The organism is Pandoraea anapnoica (assembly GCF_902459765.1).
GTDB classification, from domain to species: Bacteria; Pseudomonadota; Gammaproteobacteria; order Burkholderiales; family Burkholderiaceae; genus Pandoraea; species Pandoraea anapnoica.
Genome location: NZ_CABPSP010000001.1, coordinates 527885 through 544762, shown reverse-complemented (window position 1 = coordinate 544762; position 16878 = coordinate 527885). Strand labels below are relative to the sequence as shown.

14 protein-coding genes are annotated in these 16878 nt (G+C 64.0%); 7 read left to right on the top strand and 7 right to left on the bottom strand.

The genetic code is table 11. From position 1 onward, the window contains the following. Positions 1–34: 34 nt before the first annotated feature. A complete protein-coding gene (locus tag PAN31117_RS02590) occupies positions 35–946 on the top strand; it encodes a LysR family transcriptional regulator (RefSeq protein ID WP_150736794.1) in 912 nt (303 codons plus the stop codon). A gap of 9 nt (positions 947–955) precedes the next feature. On the opposite strand, the gene bglX is transcribed toward PAN31117_RS02590, so the two are convergent. Further along, positions 956–3292, bottom strand: coding sequence for a beta-glucosidase BglX (gene bglX, locus PAN31117_RS02585; RefSeq protein ID WP_370855711.1), 2337 nt, complete (start codon positions 3290–3292; stop codon positions 956–958). Between the two features lie 292 nt (positions 3293–3584). On the opposite strand from bglX, the gene PAN31117_RS02580 reads away from it, so the two are divergent. The 3 genes from PAN31117_RS02580 to PAN31117_RS02570 all read left to right on the top strand — a co-directional run bounded on the left by PAN31117_RS02580 (position 3585) and on the right by PAN31117_RS02570 (position 7541). Next, positions 3585–5114, top strand: coding sequence for a glucan biosynthesis protein G (locus PAN31117_RS02580; protein WP_150736793.1), 1530 nt, complete (start codon positions 3585–3587; stop codon positions 5112–5114). 350 nt (positions 5115–5464) lie between these two features. Further along, positions 5465–6844, top strand: coding sequence for an MFS transporter (locus tag PAN31117_RS02575; protein WP_150736792.1), 1380 nt, complete (start codon positions 5465–5467; stop codon positions 6842–6844). A 253-nt stretch (positions 6845–7097) separates the two neighbouring features. Continuing rightward, positions 7098–7541, top strand: a complete 444-nt coding sequence (locus PAN31117_RS02570; protein WP_150736791.1) for a FapB/FapC family functional amyloid domain-containing protein — start codon at positions 7098–7100, stop codon at positions 7539–7541. Positions 7542–7556: 15 nt separating this feature from the next. Here the strand turns inward: PAN31117_RS02570 and PAN31117_RS02565 are convergent, their stop codons facing one another. The 5 genes from PAN31117_RS02565 to PAN31117_RS02545 all read right to left on the bottom strand — a co-directional run bounded on the left by PAN31117_RS02565 (position 7557) and on the right by PAN31117_RS02545 (position 12571). Beyond that, on the bottom strand, positions 7557–8051 hold the full coding sequence (locus PAN31117_RS02565) for a MarR family winged helix-turn-helix transcriptional regulator (protein ID WP_150736790.1): 495 nt from the start codon (positions 8049–8051) through the stop codon (positions 7557–7559). Between the two features lie 9 nt (positions 8052–8060). Further along, positions 8061–9017, bottom strand: a complete 957-nt coding sequence (locus PAN31117_RS02560) for an alpha/beta hydrolase family protein (RefSeq protein WP_174990769.1) — start codon at positions 9015–9017, stop codon at positions 8061–8063. Between the two features lie 243 nt (positions 9018–9260). Then, positions 9261–10604, bottom strand: coding sequence for a histidine-type phosphatase (locus PAN31117_RS02555; protein ID WP_150736789.1), 1344 nt, complete (start codon positions 10602–10604; stop codon positions 9261–9263). A 270-nt stretch (positions 10605–10874) separates the two neighbouring features. Then, a complete protein-coding gene (locus PAN31117_RS02550) occupies positions 10875–11735 on the bottom strand; it encodes an IclR family transcriptional regulator (RefSeq protein WP_150736788.1) in 861 nt (286 codons plus the stop codon). After that, positions 11732–12571 (bottom strand): IclR family transcriptional regulator, encoded by an 840-nt coding sequence (locus tag PAN31117_RS02545; protein ID WP_246188872.1) that lies wholly within the window; start codon positions 12569–12571, stop codon positions 11732–11734. The genes PAN31117_RS02550 and PAN31117_RS02545 overlap by 4 nt, the downstream gene beginning before the upstream one ends. A 244-nt stretch (positions 12572–12815) precedes the next feature. On the opposite strand from PAN31117_RS02545, the gene PAN31117_RS02540 reads away from it, so the two are divergent. The 3 genes from PAN31117_RS02540 (at position 12816) to PAN31117_RS02530 (ending at position 15906) form a co-directional block, all read left to right on the top strand. Continuing rightward, entirely contained in the window at positions 12816–13775 is a 960-nt protein-coding gene (locus tag PAN31117_RS02540) for an MBL fold metallo-hydrolase (protein ID WP_150736787.1), read from the top strand. Between the two features lie 137 nt (positions 13776–13912). Beyond that, entirely contained in the window at positions 13913–15646 is a 1734-nt protein-coding gene (locus PAN31117_RS02535) for an FAD-dependent oxidoreductase (protein WP_150736786.1), read from the top strand. 50 nt (positions 15647–15696) lie between these two features. Continuing rightward, positions 15697–15906: a DUF2783 domain-containing protein gene (locus PAN31117_RS02530; RefSeq protein WP_044454076.1), complete on the top strand. Its 210-nt coding sequence runs from the start codon at positions 15697–15699 to the stop codon at positions 15904–15906. Between the two features lie 91 nt (positions 15907–15997). Here the strand turns inward: PAN31117_RS02530 and PAN31117_RS02525 are convergent, their stop codons facing one another. Then, complete coding sequence (locus PAN31117_RS02525) at positions 15998–16798, bottom strand: IclR family transcriptional regulator (RefSeq protein ID WP_150736785.1); 801 nt, start codon at positions 16796–16798, stop codon at positions 15998–16000. Positions 16799–16878: the final 80 nt, after the last annotated feature.

Below are 16878 nucleotides of genomic sequence, written 5' to 3'. Positions count from 1 at the left end.
ATCCCCCAATCGGTTAATCCACTATCCACGAATCGTGAACAAACCCTTACCCGTCAGCCCCAATCTCGACGATCTGCGCGTGTTCTGTCAGGTCGCGCGCCGCGCGAGCTTCTCGGCGGCGGCCGAGGCGCTGGGCGTCTCGCCAGCCTACGTGAGTAAGCGTGTGGGCATGCTGGAGGCCGATCTCGGGACACGCTTACTGCACCGCTCGACGCGCCGCGTAGCGATCACCGACGCCGGCGAGCGAGTCTACGCGTGGGCGGAGGAGATTCTCGACGACGTGAGCCATCTGATGGAGGACGTGTCGAGTACGCGGCAGGTACCGCGCGGCACGCTGCGGGTGTCGAGCAGTTTTGGCTTTGGGCGGCACGTCGTGGCCCCGGCGATGTCGCGGCTCCGTGCGCTGCACCCGCAACTCAATGTCCGGCTGGACCTGTTCGACCGCATCGTCGACGTTGCGGCAGAGGGTTACGACCTCGACGTGCGCATCGGCGACGAGATTGCACCGCATCTCATTGCGCGCAAGCTCGCGGATAACCATCGCGTGTTGTGCGCGTCGGCGGCGTATCTGGAAGCGCACGGCACGCCGCGCCAGTTAAGCGATCTCGCGGGGCATGCGTGCATCGTCATCAAGGAACGCGATCACCCGTTCGGCATGTGGCGGTTGCAGCAGCGCGGCGAGTCCGTCTCGCTCAAGGTGACGGGGCCGCTCTCGACGAATCACGGCGAAGTCGCGGTGCAGTGGGCGCTCGACGGTCAGGGCATCGTGCTGCGGTCGATGTGGGATGTGGGTGCGCTGATCGCGCGCGGAGAACTGGTGCAGGTGCTGCCGGACGTCACGCAACCGGCCAATGTCTGGGCCGTATATCCGTCGCGCGTGGCGTCGTCGGCCAAAGTGCGCGCCTGCGTGGAATTCCTTGCAGGGGAATTCCAGACGCAGACGTGAAACTTAGCGTTATTGAAGCGTGAACGTCGCTTGCTGGACGTTCTGCGAATCGAGTCCGATCTGCACATTGAAGTCGCCCGGCTCCGCCACGTACTGCAGCTTCGCGTTGTAGAACTTCAGCAGACTCTCGTCGATAGCGAACTGCACGGTGCGCGACTCGCCCGGCTTCAGGCTCACCTTCTGGAAGCCTTTCAGTTCCTTGATCGGACGCACGATCGACGCCGCCACGTCCTGCAAATACAACTGCACGACCGTCTCGCCTTCTCGTTTGCCGGTGTTGCGCACCGTCACGCTCGCCTCCACCTTGCCGCCGCTCGTCATCGTCTTCGCCGAGAGCTTGACCTTCGAGACGTCGAACGTCGTGTAGCTCAGACCGTATCCGAACGCGTACAGCGGTCCGGAATCTTCCTCGAAGTATTGCGACGTGTAGTTCGCAGGCTTGCCCGGCGTGAACGGACGGCCGATGCGCAACTGGTTGTAGTACGTCGGGATCTGACCGATGGAGCGCGGGAACGAGATCGGCAGCTTGCCCGACGGGTTGTAGTCGCCGAACAGCACGTCGGCAATCGCATGACCGCCCTCGGTGCCCGCGTACCACGTCTCCAGCATCGCGTCGGCATTGACCTTCGCCCAGTTCAGATCGAGCGGGCGGCCGTTCATCAGCACCACGACAAGCGGCTTGCCTGTCGCCTTGAGCGCCTGCAACAACGCCAGCTGGCTGCCCGGCAACATCAGGCTCGTGCGGCTGGACGCTTCATGTGACATACCGCGCGATTCGCCCACGGCCACAATCAGCGTGTCGGCGTTGCGTGCGACCTGCACGGCTTCGTCGATCATCTGCTGCGGCGTGCGCTTGTCCTGCACGACTTCCGGATTGTCCCAGTCGAGGAAGTTCAGGTACTCGACCACACGCGGATCGTCGGTGATGTTCGCACCGCGCGCGTACGTCACCTGTGCCTTGTCGCCAAGCGTGTCGCGCACGCCTTGCAACAGCGAGACGGCCTGCGCCGGCTTGCCCGCTGCCGACCAGCTGCCCATCATGTCGAGCTTCGAATCGGCGAGCGGCCCGATCACAGCGACTTTGCCTGCCTTCTTCAGCGGCAGTGCGTCGTGCTGGTTTTCGAGCATTACGATGGACTTGCGAGCGATATCGCGTGCGGCGTCGCGATGCAGACGGTCGTCGGCGTACACATCCTTCGGGTCCTGCGCGGCGTTGCCGATACGACGATAGGGATCGGCGAAGAGGCCCATGTCGTACTTCGCGCCGAGCACTTCGCGCACGGCATCGTCGATGAAGCGAATCGGCACGTCGCCCGACTTCACGAGATCCGGCAACTGCTTGAGGTATTGCTGATCCGCCATGCTCATGTCGACGCCCGCTTCGATGGCGAGTTTAGCGGCTTCACGGCCATCCTTCGCCACGCCGTGACGCATCAGCTCCTCAATCGCGCCGTGATCGCTCACCGTCACGCCCTTGAAGCCCCATTCGTCGCGCAGCAGGTCGCGCAACAGCCACTTGTTCGACGTTGCAGGCGTGCCGTTCACGGAGTTCAGCGCGATCATCACCCCGCCTGCACCGGCATCGATACCGGCGCGATACGGCGGCAGATAGTCCTGATACATGCGCATCGGGCTCATGTCGACGACGTTGTAATCGCGTCCGCCTTCCACTGCGCCATACAGCGCGAAGTGTTTCACGAACGCCATCAGGCTGTCCGGATTGGCGGGCGAGGTGCCCTGAAAGCCCTGCACGCTGGCGCGCGCGCTCTGCGACACCAGATAGGGGTCTTCGCCGAAGCCTTCCGAGGTGCGGCCCCAGCGCGGGTCGCGGGAGATGTCGACCATCGGTGCGAACGTGGCGTCAAGACCGTCCGCGCTCGCTTCCTGCGCGGCCACGCGTGCCGCCTGCTTGACTGCCGCCATGTCCCAGCTCGACGCGAGGCCGAGGCTGATCGGGAACACGGTGCGATGGCCGTGCACGATGTCGTAGGCGAAGAAGATCGGAATCTTCAGACGGCTTTGCTTGACGGCAGCCTCTTGCAGCGGACGATTCTCGCTGCGCGTGACCGAGTTGAACGTGCCGCCGACGCGACCGGCGGCGATTTCCTTGATGAGTTTCGGCTGCGGCATGTCCGCGCCGATGCTGATCAGGCGCAGTTGACCGATCTTCTCTTCGAGCGTCATGCGCGCGATGAGATCGTCGATAAAGCGTTGCTTGGCGGACGCCGAGGGCATGGCGACGGGAACACCGCCGTTGCTCACGTTGTCGGAGGCTTGAGCGGCGCTGGCAAAGGCCGGCGCGACTGCGAAACTGGCGGCAAGCGCCAGTACGGAGAGCATTCGCATCTGATGGCGATCCAATTGAAGGCGACATGTGGCGCGCACAGCAGCGTCGTGCGCCAAAACGTCTGGGTCGTCGTATCGGCGGGCGTTGCGAGGGCCGCAAAACGTCGAACTCGCAACACGAAGTGCGATACTTTGCCACAATTGGCGTTTTTTGAAAGATTTCTGTGCCTCAATGCGGTACGGCGCCGCCCCGAAGTCGGCGCTGAGGCAACCTGCCCCTTCACTTCAGGAGCGACTTTTGGTTTTGTTTTCTCAGATTGTGTCGTGGCGCCGATGCGCATCATGGGTCGTCATGGGCGCCGCCCTGCTGGGTGCCGCGCATGCCAACGCGTTCTCCCTCGACGACGTGACCGCCCGCGCGAAGGCGCTCGCCGACAAGCCTTACGCGGCTCCAGCGAGCAACCTCACACCGGTCTTCGCGAAGATGCAGTTCGGCGACTACATCAAGATTCAGCCGCGCCGCGAAGCGTTCGAATGGAACGATCAGCCAACTGCGTTCAAGCTCGGCTTCTATCATCAGGGCATGCAGTTCAGCACGCCGGTGAAGATCAACGAGATCGTCGGCACCGGCAGCAACGCGAAGATCGATGAGATCAAGTACGACAGCAAACGCTTCGACTTTGGCGATCTCAAGCTCGATCGCAGCGCGACGCACGACCTCGGCTATGCGGGCTTTCGGGTGCTCTATCCGATCAACGAACCCGGCAAGCTCGACGAAGTCATGAGCGTGCTCGGCGCGAGCTATTTCCGCGTGATCGGCAAAGGCCAGATCTACGGTCTGTCCGCGCGCGGTCTTGCCATCGACACCGGCCTGCCCATCGCCGAAGAATTCCCCGCGTTTCGCGAGTTCTGGATCGAACGCCCGAACGCGGGCGACAAGCATCTCGTCTTCTACGCATTGCTCGATTCGAAGCGCGCGACGGGCGCTTATCGCTTCGATCTGACGCCGGGCGAAGATTCGCTACTGAAGGTGCAGGCGCGCGTGTTCATGCGCGACAAGGTGACGAAGCTCGGCATCGCGCCGCTCACCAGCATGTTCCTGTTCGGACCGAACCAGCAGCGCGACCCGTACAACTTCCGTCCGGCGCTGCACGATTCGAACGGTCTCGCGATTCACGCGGGCAATGGCGAATGGATCTGGCGTCCGTTGAACAATCCGCGCAACGTCGCCATCAGCCAGTTCCAGGTGACCAATCCGCGCGGCTTCGGCCTGCTTCAGCGGGGGCGCGACTTCTCACAGTACGAAGACCTGAAGGACCGCTACGATCTGCGCCCGAGTGCGTGGGTCGAGCCGCAGGGCGACTGGGGCAAGGGACATGTCGAACTGGTCGAGCTTCCGTCGCCGGACGAAACCAACGACAACATCGGCGCGTTCTGGACGCCTGACCAGTTGCCGCCCAAGGGCACGCCGTTGCAGGCCGACTACAACATCCGCTGGACGATGAACGAGCGCGGCATCGTCGAGCGCAATCTGGCATGGGTGAAGCAGACGCTGCGCACCGCAGGCGAGATCACGCAGGCCAATCTGATTCGTCACTTCGACGGCAGCACGGGCCTGATCGTGGACTTCGACGGCGGTCCGCTCGCCACGCTGCCGCCCGGCTCGGTCACGCCGCAGATTAGCGTGAGCGATAACGCCACGATCATCGAGCAGACGCTGCAACCGAACCCGGTCACGCACGGCATGCGCCTGAACCTGCGCGTGATGGTCAAGGACCCGGCCAAGGTCGTCGAACTTCGCGCCGCGCTCGTCGCCGGCGGGAAGGCCATCAGCGAGACCTGGAGCTATCAGCTCCCGCCCTTCTCGGTCGCCAAGCAATAAGTTGCATTGATTCAGTCCGTGCGGTGGTGTTCTGCCGCCGCACACCTCACCTCTCCCAACACGCCCCTCGTCGCAATTAAACAGACACTTACGAGTGGCGTTTTCTCATGTAAAACCCTAGAAACGTCAAATTCGCCTTGCAGTCGACGTCCGTTTCGCGTTTACTGCATGCACGATATTGCATGAACAGCCACCCATCGCAGGACACAGAGGTGGTCTGCTTCGTCGGTGACGGCCTCAGGCAGCGCCGCTGGAGCCCGGCCTCAATGCCGCGTGCGTCGGTCATAAAGGAATACCCAAAGACTCTCCGCGATCCGACGGAGGGCGGATTCGTTTATGGAGACACCCGCATGCGACACATCGATGTACATCATCTGGCCGACGAAGCGCGCTTCAACGGCTATCACGGACGCATCCTGCTCTGGTGCGCACTCATCATCATCTTCGACGGCTACGACCTCGCGGTCGCGGGCATTGCGCTGCCGTCGATCATGAAGGCGATGAACGTCGACGCGACCAGCGCCGGTTTCATGGTCAGCTCCGCACTCTTCGGCATGATGTTCGGTGCCATCGTGATGGGCATGGTCGCGGACAGCATCGGCCGTCGCAAAGCCATCGCCATCTGCGTGCTGATGTTCTCGCTGTTCACCGCAGCCGCCGGCCTCACCCATGAGCCGATCAGTTTTTCCGTCACCCGTTTTCTGGCTGGCGTCGGCATCGGCGGCGTGATGCCGATTGTCGTGGCGCAAATGACGGAATACTCACCGCGACGTCTGCGCGGCACACTCGTCACGCTTATGTTCTCAGGCTATTCGGTCGGCGGCATGCTCGCTGCGCTGCTCGGCAAGGGGCTGATCGAGTCGTACGGCTGGCAGTCCGTGTTTCTCGCGGCCAGCGTGCCCGCGCTGCTCGTGCCGTTCGCGATGAAGGCGCTCCCCGAATCGATGCCGTTCCTCATTCGTAACGGACGTCTCGACACGCTCAAACAGGTCCTCGGCCGCCTCTCGCCGGACTATGTTGCGCAACCGAGTGATCAATTTGCTCTGCCGGGCACGGACCGCAAGCAAGCCGCGCCGCTCTCGCGTCTGTTCCAGGACGGTCGTGGCTTTAGCACCGTCATGCTGTGGGTCGCGTTCTTCATGTGTCTGTTCATGGTGTACGCACTCAGCTCGTGGCTCGCGAAGCTCATGGCCAGCGCCGGTTACAGCCTCGGCTCGGCGCTCACGTTCGTGCTCGTGCTGAACTTCGGCGCGATGCTCGGCGCGATCGGCGGCGGCTGGCTCGCAGATCGCTTCAACATCAAATACGTGCTCGTAGGGATGTACGCACTCGCCGCCGTGTCGATCACGTTGCTCGGCGTAAAGGTGCCGACGCCGGCGCTCTTCGTGCTCGTCGGACTGGCTGGCGCATCGACCATCGGCACGCAGATCGTGACGTACGCCTACGCGGGTCAGTTTTATCCGATGGCGGCACGTGGCACGGGGATCGGCTGGGCTTCCGGCGTGGGACGCAGCGGTGCGATTCTCGCGCCCATCGTGATCGGTGTGCTCGTGAGCATGTCGCTGCCGTTGCAGCAAAACTTTACGGCAATCGCGATTCCTGCCGTCATTGCGGTGATCGCCGTGTTGCTCATCGACCACAAGAAATCGGCGTCGGTACAGCAGCAGGCCGCGATGCAGTCGCAGGGGCATTCGACGGGATTGGCGAACGGCGCGGGAGAACCTGCGTAATCTCGCGCGTCAAGAGCGGTTCGGGTGAATTTTCACGCACAGGCATGACGGTACGGCGACGTGTCGTCATGCGAAAATGCGCGCCGCAGCGGTCACGGGAACGACTGCGGCTTTCGATGAAGCGGCACGCCGGAGCGGGGCACATTAACAACAGCCAAGCGCGCACGCGACATACGAAAAAACATTCAACCCGAGCGCCTCAGGCGCCGTTATCCAGATATCCGTCCCAACGGACGATCTGGGGAAGACCAATATGCCGCGTCTCGCTTCGCTGAGTGCTGTCGTGCTGGCCGTTGCCAGTGCTTCCGTCACCCTGTCCGCCTCCGCTGCCACGCCCGACGGCGCCAACGTCGTCCAGCTCTCCACTCGGCAGTCCATTGCCACCGACGCCGTGTTCAACGGCCATCCGACAGTCGTCGCTACGCTCGGCGCTGATGCGCTGCGCGACGCCCACGGCAGCTTCGGGGTGAACATCGCCGCCGGCGCGCTCAACGCGCAGTCGAATCAGATCGTGGTGGCGCAAGCGAGCCACGTGTCGATCGACACGACCCAGACGATCCGCAATGCGGCGACGGTGACGGGCGCAATGAATGCGTCGCTCGGCGACCGTGCGCTGATGGGTGCCGCAGGCAACATCGGCGTGAACGTGGCAGCAGGTATCGCGAACGCGCAGTCGAACGCGCTGGCGATTCACTGACACCCTAAGCGCGCGTCAGCCTTCTGCCGGGAACTGCTTTTGCAGATTCCCGAGCCAGCGCGCTACGACGCGCAGCTCGGCCTCGGTGAAATCGTCGTGTAACAGGTCGTTGAGTTCGGCCAGCACATCGCGCGCACGTGCGATGGCTTTGTGCCCGGCGGCCGTGATGCGCAAACGCGTGGCACGGCCATCGCTGGCATCGGCCCAGCGCGTGAGCAGACCGGCGACGACCATACGGTTTGCCAGCCCTGTCATGGATGACGGGGAGAGTTGCAGCGCCGCCCCGACTTCGCCGACGAGCGCGTCTTCATGATGCAGCAGGTAAAAGAGCACGCCCGCCTGCGCGGCGCTCACGCCCGCGTTTTCCGATGAGCGTGCGTCGATCCACTGCTGCACACGACGTTGTCCGACATTGAGCAGGAAGAACAGGCGTCGGTCGGCCGCTTCGGTCGTCGACTTGCTTTGTTTGACAGATTTTTCAGTCGCAGGGGACGCCTGGCGTTTGGGCATGCCGTTTCGTCAGTCTGAGGGATTCGGGATCAAGGGATCGCGGGCGGTCATGCCGTCGTGCGTCGACACACCCGCTCCTGTGCGACGCTCCCCGGCATTCACTGCGCCCGTCGACAACAACCAGTCGATGGTTTCCGGCCACGCGAACGCGCCGGAACGCTGGCGGAAGTATCCCATATGCCCGATCGATCCGGTGTCCGAAAGACTTGCCGAAATCTCCCGACGTGTCACGTTCGCGTGACGAAACCGTGATACGAGGATGTCGAGCCCCACGGGCGTCGCCCAGAGGTCGTCGTCGAAACCGAGCGAGAGGATCGGCGTGCGCACGCGAGCGAACCGGGCGTCGGCGTCCAGCGTCGGATCGTCGAAGAAGTAATTCGGCAAGCGCGTCCAGCCACTCCATTCGAGCAGAACGTCTTTTGGCAGGTCCTCGCCGATGCCGAGGTGGCTGCCCGGCATGTAGCCCACGAGACGCGCGAGCGGCGGTGCGAGCCAGTGCATCAGCAATGTGACGCGTGTGCGTTCGCGACGGTTCGTGACAACGCGCATCGCCCCCGCATGCGACGCCACCTGAACGGCCGCGCGCAGCAGGTTCGAGCTTTCGCACAGTCCGATGGCGTGCCCGCCGAAGCTATGGCCGACGGCATAAAGCGGCAACGACGGGTAATGGGTGCAAGCCCAGCGCGTTACACCCTCGACATCCAGATCCGCCCAGTCGCGCATACGCGCCTGAAATCCTCTGAGCGATGAGGGGCGCGACCCGTCGATGCCCCGATAACTGTAAGTAACGGCAATCAATCCGCGCTCGGCAACGTATTTCGCAAACGCGAAGTAAAGCCGCTCCGGCACGGCCGTCGCCGGATGCACCAGCACAAGCCCCTTCGCAGGCAACTCCTCGGGATACCAGACATGCGCGCCGAGCGGATAACCGTCGACGGCAGGAATCTCAGCTGCAAGTGACGTCACGACACGACTCCCCGGCACTCGCATGCCCGGGGGGGAATGTGCAGCGCCTCTCAGTAACTTATTTCGAAGACACACATAGTTCGCACACGAAGTATATTTTAATTTTTATTTCGTGCACGAAATAAATTAGAGAAAGACGTCCGCGCGGCGCACCGTCACGGAATCTGCGCAATAAAAAACGGGAACCGAAGTTCCCGTGATTTATTCAGGTTCGCGCCAGTGGCGCGCTCGTCACCGCACCCGTCACTGAACGCCCGCCAGACACGCTGGCGACAGCGCCGACTTCACGCGCTGCGAGAACGCGGGCCAGCGACAGGCTTTGGCGTCCGGTCCGTCGTTGCAATCGGGCAGTGCGAGGGCGACGCGTTTGGCGGGCTCGTCCAGCGACAGCGACGTCAGTTGACGCAGTTGCTGCATCGACTGATACACAAGCTCCACGCGAACGAACGGCTCGCCCGCCGGATTGCGCCACAACGAGAAGACAAGCGCGCCGTCGGGCGGCGTGTTGTCCGGCTGGTCCGGTAGTTGCCAGTCGAGCTTCAACATGCCTGCGAGGTTGGCAAGGTTTGTGTCGTGACCCGTCAGCACGAAGACGCGGTTGCCGCTCGGCAGCGCCGGGCCGCGCGCGGCTGACGTAGAAGGTGCACTCGTTGCCTCGGCACGCGTGAGCGCATCGAGCACCGTCGCGAGTAGCGGCGTGCCGTTCGTCGTGGCGAGATACGGGGTCTTGTTCAGCAGATCGCGCTGTGCGTTATGCGCTTCGAGCAGCAGCGCCCAATCCTTGTCGTCACGAATGCGTCCCCACGCGACCTGATTGTCGGGCAAGCCCTCGCCCGCTTGCAGCAGGAAAACCTCCGACGCCTTCGCCGCGCTGCCCAGTGCGCCACGCAGCGTTACCCCGCTGCCATCGCCTTCGACCCGCAGACGCGTCGGCACCTCCTCCAGCTTGCATCCGCCCGGCGCGCCGCAGGCAGGACTGTGCGCGTAGTCGAGCACCTCGCCCATACGCGCGAGTGTCGCGGAGTAGCGCTTGTTCAGACCAGCGACGCCCTCCGGCGCCAGACGCGACTCGATGGCGCCACGCGCCGCGCCCGGATCGAGCGGGCAATCGCCTGCTGCGACCGGCTGAAAGACAGCGTCGTACGTCGTGAGATCAGCCTGGTGCGACGTACGCATGTCGCATCCCGGCGCGATACCTTGCAGCAACGCGTTGCCGGATTCGCGCGTGCGCTGATCGATGTCGGCCCATCCGTAGACAGCACCGGGTGCCGGGCAGGCATTCTCCGGCAATACGCGCCGCGCGCGCAGCCAGTCGCCGTAGTAGCGGCCCATGCGCTCGGACAGCGACCCGCCGCGGGCCGTCAGATAACCGGCGGGCACCGGCCAGCCGGGCCAGGCGTCCGGGCTGAGTTTGTCCAGTGGAGGATGGGCGTGGGTCGGGGATCGCACACCGTGGCGGCTCACGATCACGGTGGAGACGAGTGTCCAGTCGGCAGGCATGCCGTCAATGCGAGCGGCAGACTCGGGCGGCTTCGCGGGGCCCGGCTGCTGCGGGGCGGGCGTCGTGCAGGCGCTCAGTGCACCCACGACGGTCAGCGCGGCAATACATGTCTGCCACCGCGCGCCGTTATGCCTGAGCCACCGGCGGACCGGAACACTTTCATTGAAAACTTCGGGAGATCGAACGGGTTCACGGGTCATCACGCGGGTCATGGCAGCAGTCATGGCAACAGGTCGGGGTGACAGGGAAACGAGGGGCACGCGGGTGGCGCCGACGTTCATCTTACCGTGCGTGCGTGTCCCGTCGTCGACCATCTACCCGGCGTGGCGGAAATACGTCGCCGTGTGGCGCAACGACTATGCCGCCGCCTCGTCCACGCGGCCCACCGCGCCGAATCGCCATGACAACCGATGCGCTGCGGCGCGCAACGCTTGCGAGGGTGCGGCGTCGAGCGCGGTTTCGAAACTGCCCGTCGATCCCATCAGCGCGAGCACCAATGTCACCTCGCCGGTGTGATCGAACACCGGCACCGCAATCGTATCGATGCCGGGTACAGGATTGCTCAGCGCCGTATCGAATTGCTGCTCGCGAATCGCGCTCAGACGCGCCTTGTAGTCGGCGGGCGGCTTCGTCGCACACCCTTCCGCGCCGAGTCCCGCCATGCGCACCGGCTCCTGCGCCAGGAGACCGTCGAGCACGGCCTCAGGCAGAAAAGCTGCAAACGTGCGTCCAATGGCCGTGTTCACCAACGAGAGCACAGTGCCGATGCGCAAGCTCACGTGCTGCGGACGCATCGCCTCTTCAAGCCGCACGACCGTCGGTCCCACCGGCCCCAGGACCGCCATTGCGGCCGACAGCCCTGTCGCCTGCGCGAGCGCCAGAATTTCCGGCTCGGCTTCGCCGGTCGGCGACAGACGCTGCAACGCCATCAGCCCCAGCTCCAGACTCAGTGCGCCCGCTTCGAAGTTGCCGTTCGCGTCGCGCGAAAGCAGGCCTGCCCGCTGCAGGCTGACGAGATGCGGATGCGCCTTCGCGGCCGCCATTCCGGCTTCGCGCGCGAGCACGTTGAGCGGCAGCGGACGTCCCGCCGCCACCAGCGCCTCTAGCAACATGCCCGTGCTCTCCAGCGCCTGAATGCCGCGTTGCGGCTTTGCGGCACCACTTCCCATCTCGTCCTTTTCCATCTTGGGTTCGCTACGGTTCCGGGTCGCACTCATGCCGCCACCTCGCCATCACTCCCCGACGTCCCGATCTGCGCTGCGATAGCGGCGGCCGTCGCCCGCAACGCGCTCGCGGCGGCACCTTCCCACGCGACGTCGAGCGCCGCCGTCGGACCGATGGCCGTTAGCGCGAGGCGCAAACGCCCGCTCGCATCGAACACCGGTGCACACAGACTGCTCACCGACGGGCTGGGCGTATTCACGCTACGCGACATGCCATGCTCACGCGTCTCGCCGAGCAAGGTGTCGAAGCGCGTCCGCTCTTCTGTATCGCCCGCCATCTGTTCGTGCCACGCCTGCGGCCATTGCGTCTGCGGTGTAAAGGCGCAGAACGCGCGGCCGGTCGACGTCGTCGTCAGGGACATGACCGAGCCCACGTGCAAATTCACATGCAACGGAAACGCCGCCCGTTCGAAATGCACGACGACCGGCCCTTGCGGCGCCCGGGTGCAGATCGCCACGCAGAAGCCCGTCTCGCGCGCCAGCGCCACCACACGCGGCACGGCGGCGCGATACGCCGGATCGTTTTCGAGATGCAGGAGCGCGAGACGCAGCGTCATCGGTCCCGGAGCGTAATCGCCGGACATGGGATCGCGCTTGAGCAAACCCAGTCGCGTGAGACTCACGAGATACGGATGCGCCTGTGCAGGCGGCAGCCCCGCCAGGGTGGCGATATCGCCGGGGCTCAGCGGGCGGCGTGCCTGCGCCAGCGCCTGAAGCACGCGTGCCGCGACATCCACGCTTTGCACACCACGCGACGCACGGCCGGACTGGCCTGCCGCCTCTGTGCCGTCAGTCGCGTCGGTCGTGCCGTCCATCGGAATTCGATTCATGCAGTTCTGGGAGCCGCGCTCCCTCGGGAAAATGGCCTAGATTTTAAACGGGTCGGACGCGAGACTCCCGGACAACCATCCAATGCCGCAGGGTTAACCCGCACCAAAAACTCGCTTCGATCACTCACGTTACAACATTAGCAAATAACAATCAGATTTGTCATTGACAAATAATCTGAGCGTTTCGTAAGATGCCCTCATCTAGCAGCACCATCCCCGCAGACGAGATAAGAGAGAGACAAGCATGGCCAAAGCATTCGCCTCGCAAGCCGACCTGGAAGCCAAGAAGGTCACGTTCACCCAACTGTCTGAAAACACCTGGGCCTACACTGCCGAGGGCGACCCGAACTCGGGCGTCATCATCGGCGACGACGGCGTGATGATCGTCGACACGACGGCCACGCCCGCCATGGCGCAGGACCTGATCGCCAAGATCCGCACCATCACCGACAAGCCGATCAAGTACGTTGTGCTCTCGCACTACCACGCCGTGCGCGTGCTCGGCGCGTCGGCCTACTTCGCCGAAGGTGCACAACAGGTCATCGCCAGCCGCGGCACGTACGAGATGATCGTCGAGCGCGGCGAAGCCGACATGAAGTCGGAGATCGAGCGCTTCCCGCGTCTGTTCGCCGGTGTCGAGACGGTGCCCGGCCTCACGTGGCCGACGCTCGTCTTCGAAAAGGAAATGACGCTGTTCCTCGGCAAGCTCGAAGTGAAGATCGCGCACCTCGGTTCGGGTCACACGAAGGGCGACACGGTGGTGTGGCTGCCGTCGCAGAAGGTGCTGTTCTCGGGCGACCTCGTCGAGTACGACGCCGCCTGCTACACCGGCGACGCACAACTCGCCGAATGGCCGGCCACGCTCGACGCCCTCGCCGCGCTGGGCGCAGAGAAGCTCGTGCCGGGTCGCGGCCCCGCGCTGACCACGCCCGATGAAGTGGCCAAGGGCCTCGCCTACACCAAGGATTTCGTGACGACGCTGTTCGAAGCGGGCAAGCAAGCCGTCGAACAGAAGCTCGACCTGAAGGGCGCGATGGCGCTTACGCGTAGCCAGATGGATCCGAAGTTCGGCCACGTCTTCATCTACGAACACTGCCTGCCGTTCGACGTGACGCGCGCGTTCGACGAAGCGTCCGGCATCACGCATCCGCGTATCTGGACGGCGCAGCGCGACAAGGAAATGTGGGCCGCGCTGCAGAACTGAGTTCGCAGTGTTGGTTCCGGGCGCAGCCAAGGACGCTGCGTCCGCAATAGATAGCAATCAGCAGTCAAAGCAAAAGTAGAAAAACGTCACCCTCCGGTGCTCGCGTGCCGGTGCGGTGCCGACGATGGAGACTTTGCATGAGCAGCATCGATTACCAGCGCCTGACGTTTGAATACCGGTCGTGCGCAGAACAGGCCACGCACGCCGCCCCCGTCACGCATCCCGTCATCGTGGTCGGCGCAGGTCCGATCGGCCTCGCCACCGCCATCGACCTCGCGCAGCAGGGCGTGTCCGTGATCGTGCTCGACGACGATTGCACGCTCTCGACCGGTTCGCGCGCCATCTGCTTCGCCAAGCGCACGCTCGATATCTTCGACCGTCTGGGTTGCGGCGAGCGCATGGTGGAAAAAGGCGTGCGCTGGAATGTAGGCCGCGTGTTCCTGCGAGATCAGGAGGTCTATAACTTCGATCTGCTGCCCGAAGCAGGTCATCATCGCCCGGCGTTCATCAACCTCCAGCAGTATTACGTCGAAGGCTATCTGTTCGATCGCGCACGCGAGCTACCGAACATCGAGATCCGCTGGAAGAACAAAGTCGTCGGTCTCACGCAGCAGGGCACGCCCGGCTCGGCCGATGCGAGCGTCACGCTCACGGTCGAGACGCCGGATGGCGAGTATCAGACGAGCGCGCGCTACGTCGTTGCGGCCGACGGCTCACGCAGCCCGGTGCGCAAGCTGATCGGCGTCGACAGCCATGGACGCACGTTCAAGGACCGCTTCCTGATTGCCGACGTGAAGATGACGGCGGACTTCCCCGCCGAGCGCTGGTTCTGGTTCGATCCGCCGTTCCACCCCAATCAGTCGGTGTTGCTGCATCGTCAGCCGGACGACGTCTGGCGCATCGATTTCCAATTGGGATGGGACGCCGACCCGGTCGCCGAGAAAGCCCCCGAGCGCGTCATCCCGCGCGTGCAGGCGTTGCTCGGCCCCGACGCGAAGTTCACGCTGGAATGGGTCAGTGTCTATACGTTCTCATGTCTGCGCATGGACGACTTCCGACACGGTCACGTGCTGTTCGCCGGTGACTCCGCGCATGGCGTTTCGCCGTTCGGTGCACGCGGGGCAAACAGCGGTGTGCAGGACGCCGAGAACCTCGCGTGGAAGCTCGCGCTGGTGCTGGCCGGTCAGGCCCCCGACACGCTGCTCGACACGTACGCTCGCGAGCGTGAGTACGCCGCCGACGAGAACATCCGCAACTCCACCCGTTCCACCGATTTCATTACGCCGAAGAGCCCCGTGTCGCGCGTGTTCCGCGACGCTGTGCTGACGCTCGCCCGCGATCATGCGTTTGCGCGTCAACTGGTCAATAGCGGACGTCTGTCCGTGCCCGCGGTGTTGCACGAGTCGACGCTGAACACTGCGGAAACCGACACGTTCGCCGGTCGCATGACGCCGGGTGCCGCCTGTGTCGATGCGCCGCTCGCGCGTCACGGTCAAGAGGGTTGGCTGCTGCCGCGTCTGGGCGGACGCTTCGTCGCGCTCGTGTTCGGTGCGCCGTCGTCGCTCGATGCGTCATCGCTCGCCTCGCTCGAAGCCTTGTCAGGCGACAGCGTGCCGGTGATTCCGGTGTTCGTCACGCCGGATGTCGAAGCGGCATGCGATACCCACGACACGCACAGCGTCTGGCACGACACACAGGGACTTGCCGCGCAGCGTTACGACGCCGCGCCCGGCACCGTGTATCTGATTCGTCCCGATCAGCACGTGTGCGCCCGCTGGCGGTCGGTCGACGCGAAGGCCATCGCTGCCGCACGCGAACGCGCGCTGGGACGCACTGCACCGGAAGTCGCGCCGCTGCAATGCGCAGCGTGAGTGCTTGACAGCAATCCGACGACACAAGTAAAGCAGGAAGGAGACATTTCATGGCACTCGATACTCAACCGCGACTCACACGTCCCGACGACTTCTACGAGGCGCTCATCGACATGCATCGCGATCTCGACGAAGCGCAGAGTCAGGCGGCGAACGCGCAATTGATTCTGTTGCTCGCCAATCAGGTCGGCGATCACGACACGCTGCTCTCGGCGATTCGTCTTGCGCGCGCCGGGGCGCTCGGCAACGCGGCGCACTGATCGTTAGCCGTTCAGCTTCGTCAAAGCAAAAAGGGGCATCCGTGATCGGGTGCCCCTTTTTGCTTGCGACGACGTTCGCCGTGCGTAATCGTTACACCACCACCATCTGCGAGATCTTCTGCGCGGCCTGTTGCAGCGGCGCGAGGAACTTCGTTTCCATCTCGGCGGCCGACGTCCGGTTCGCCTGACCGCTGACGTTCATGGCGGCGATCACTTGCCCACCGCGATTGCGAATCGGCGCAGCAATCGAAATCAGCCCCTCTTCCAGTTCCTGATCGACAAGCGCCCAGCCCTTCGCGCGCACGTCGAGAATTCGCGCGCGCAGCGTGTCGATGTCGGTGACAGTGCGGCCGGTGTGCTGACGCAGATCGGCGCGGCGCAGGATGGCGTCGAGTTCGTCGTCCGGCAATGCGGAGAGCATCACGCGGCCCATGGACGTGCACCACGCTGGCAGGCGGCTGCCGATGGAAAGGTTGATCGACATGACTTTGCGCACGGGCACCCGCAGCACGTAGACGATGTCGTCGCCGTCGAGCACCGACGCCGAGCTACTTTCCTGCACCTCCTGGACCAGCGCCTCCATGAACGGCTCGGCCAGATTCCATAGCGGCATCGACGTCAGATAGGAAAAGCCGAGGTCGAGAATGCGCGGCGTCAGACGAAATAAACGCCCTTCGCTGCGCACATAACCCAGTGCTTCGAGCGTGAGCAGAATGCGGCGCGCCCCGGCGCGAGTGAGACCGGACGCTTGCGCCACTTCGGAGAGCGTCTGCGCCGGACGCGTTGCGTTGAACGCCTTGACCACGGCCAGCCCGCGCGCAAACGACTGCACATAGGAGTCGCCCGGCTTCTTGTCGGTCGCTTCGGGGGTGTCGTTCGTCGCTGGGGTCATGTAATCGGTGAAAGTCGGTGAAAGTTGAGCTTTGCGTGAACGGCAAGCGTAATGGATTTGCGCCGCCGGTTCTACCGCGC

Coding starts and splice junctions, on each gene's coding strand:
- bglX (WP_370855711.1), bottom strand. CDS start 3,292: ATGCGAATGCTCTCCGTACTGGCGCTTGCCGCCAGTTTCGCAGTCGCG.
- PAN31117_RS02580 (WP_150736793.1), top strand. CDS start 3,585: ATGGGCGCCGCCCTGCTGGGTGCCGCGCATGCCAACGCGTTCTCCCTC.
- PAN31117_RS02575 (WP_150736792.1), top strand. CDS start 5,465: ATGCGACACATCGATGTACATCATCTGGCCGACGAAGCGCGCTTCAAC.
- PAN31117_RS02570 (WP_150736791.1), top strand. CDS start 7,098: ATGCCGCGTCTCGCTTCGCTGAGTGCTGTCGTGCTGGCCGTTGCCAGT.
- PAN31117_RS02565 (WP_150736790.1), bottom strand. CDS start 8,051: ATGCCCAAACGCCAGGCGTCCCCTGCGACTGAAAAATCTGTCAAACAA.
- PAN31117_RS02550 (WP_150736788.1), bottom strand. CDS start 11,735: ATGAGTGCGACCCGGAACCGTAGCGAACCCAAGATGGAAAAGGACGAG.
- PAN31117_RS02545 (WP_246188872.1), bottom strand. CDS start 12,571: ATGAATCGAATTCCGATGGACGGCACGACCGACGCGACTGACGGCACA.
- PAN31117_RS02540 (WP_150736787.1), top strand. CDS start 12,816: ATGGCCAAAGCATTCGCCTCGCAAGCCGACCTGGAAGCCAAGAAGGTC.
- PAN31117_RS02535 (WP_150736786.1), top strand. CDS start 13,913: ATGAGCAGCATCGATTACCAGCGCCTGACGTTTGAATACCGGTCGTGC.
- PAN31117_RS02530 (WP_044454076.1), top strand. CDS start 15,697: ATGGCACTCGATACTCAACCGCGACTCACACGTCCCGACGACTTCTAC.
- PAN31117_RS02525 (WP_150736785.1), bottom strand. CDS start 16,798: ATGACCCCAGCGACGAACGACACCCCCGAAGCGACCGACAAGAAGCCG.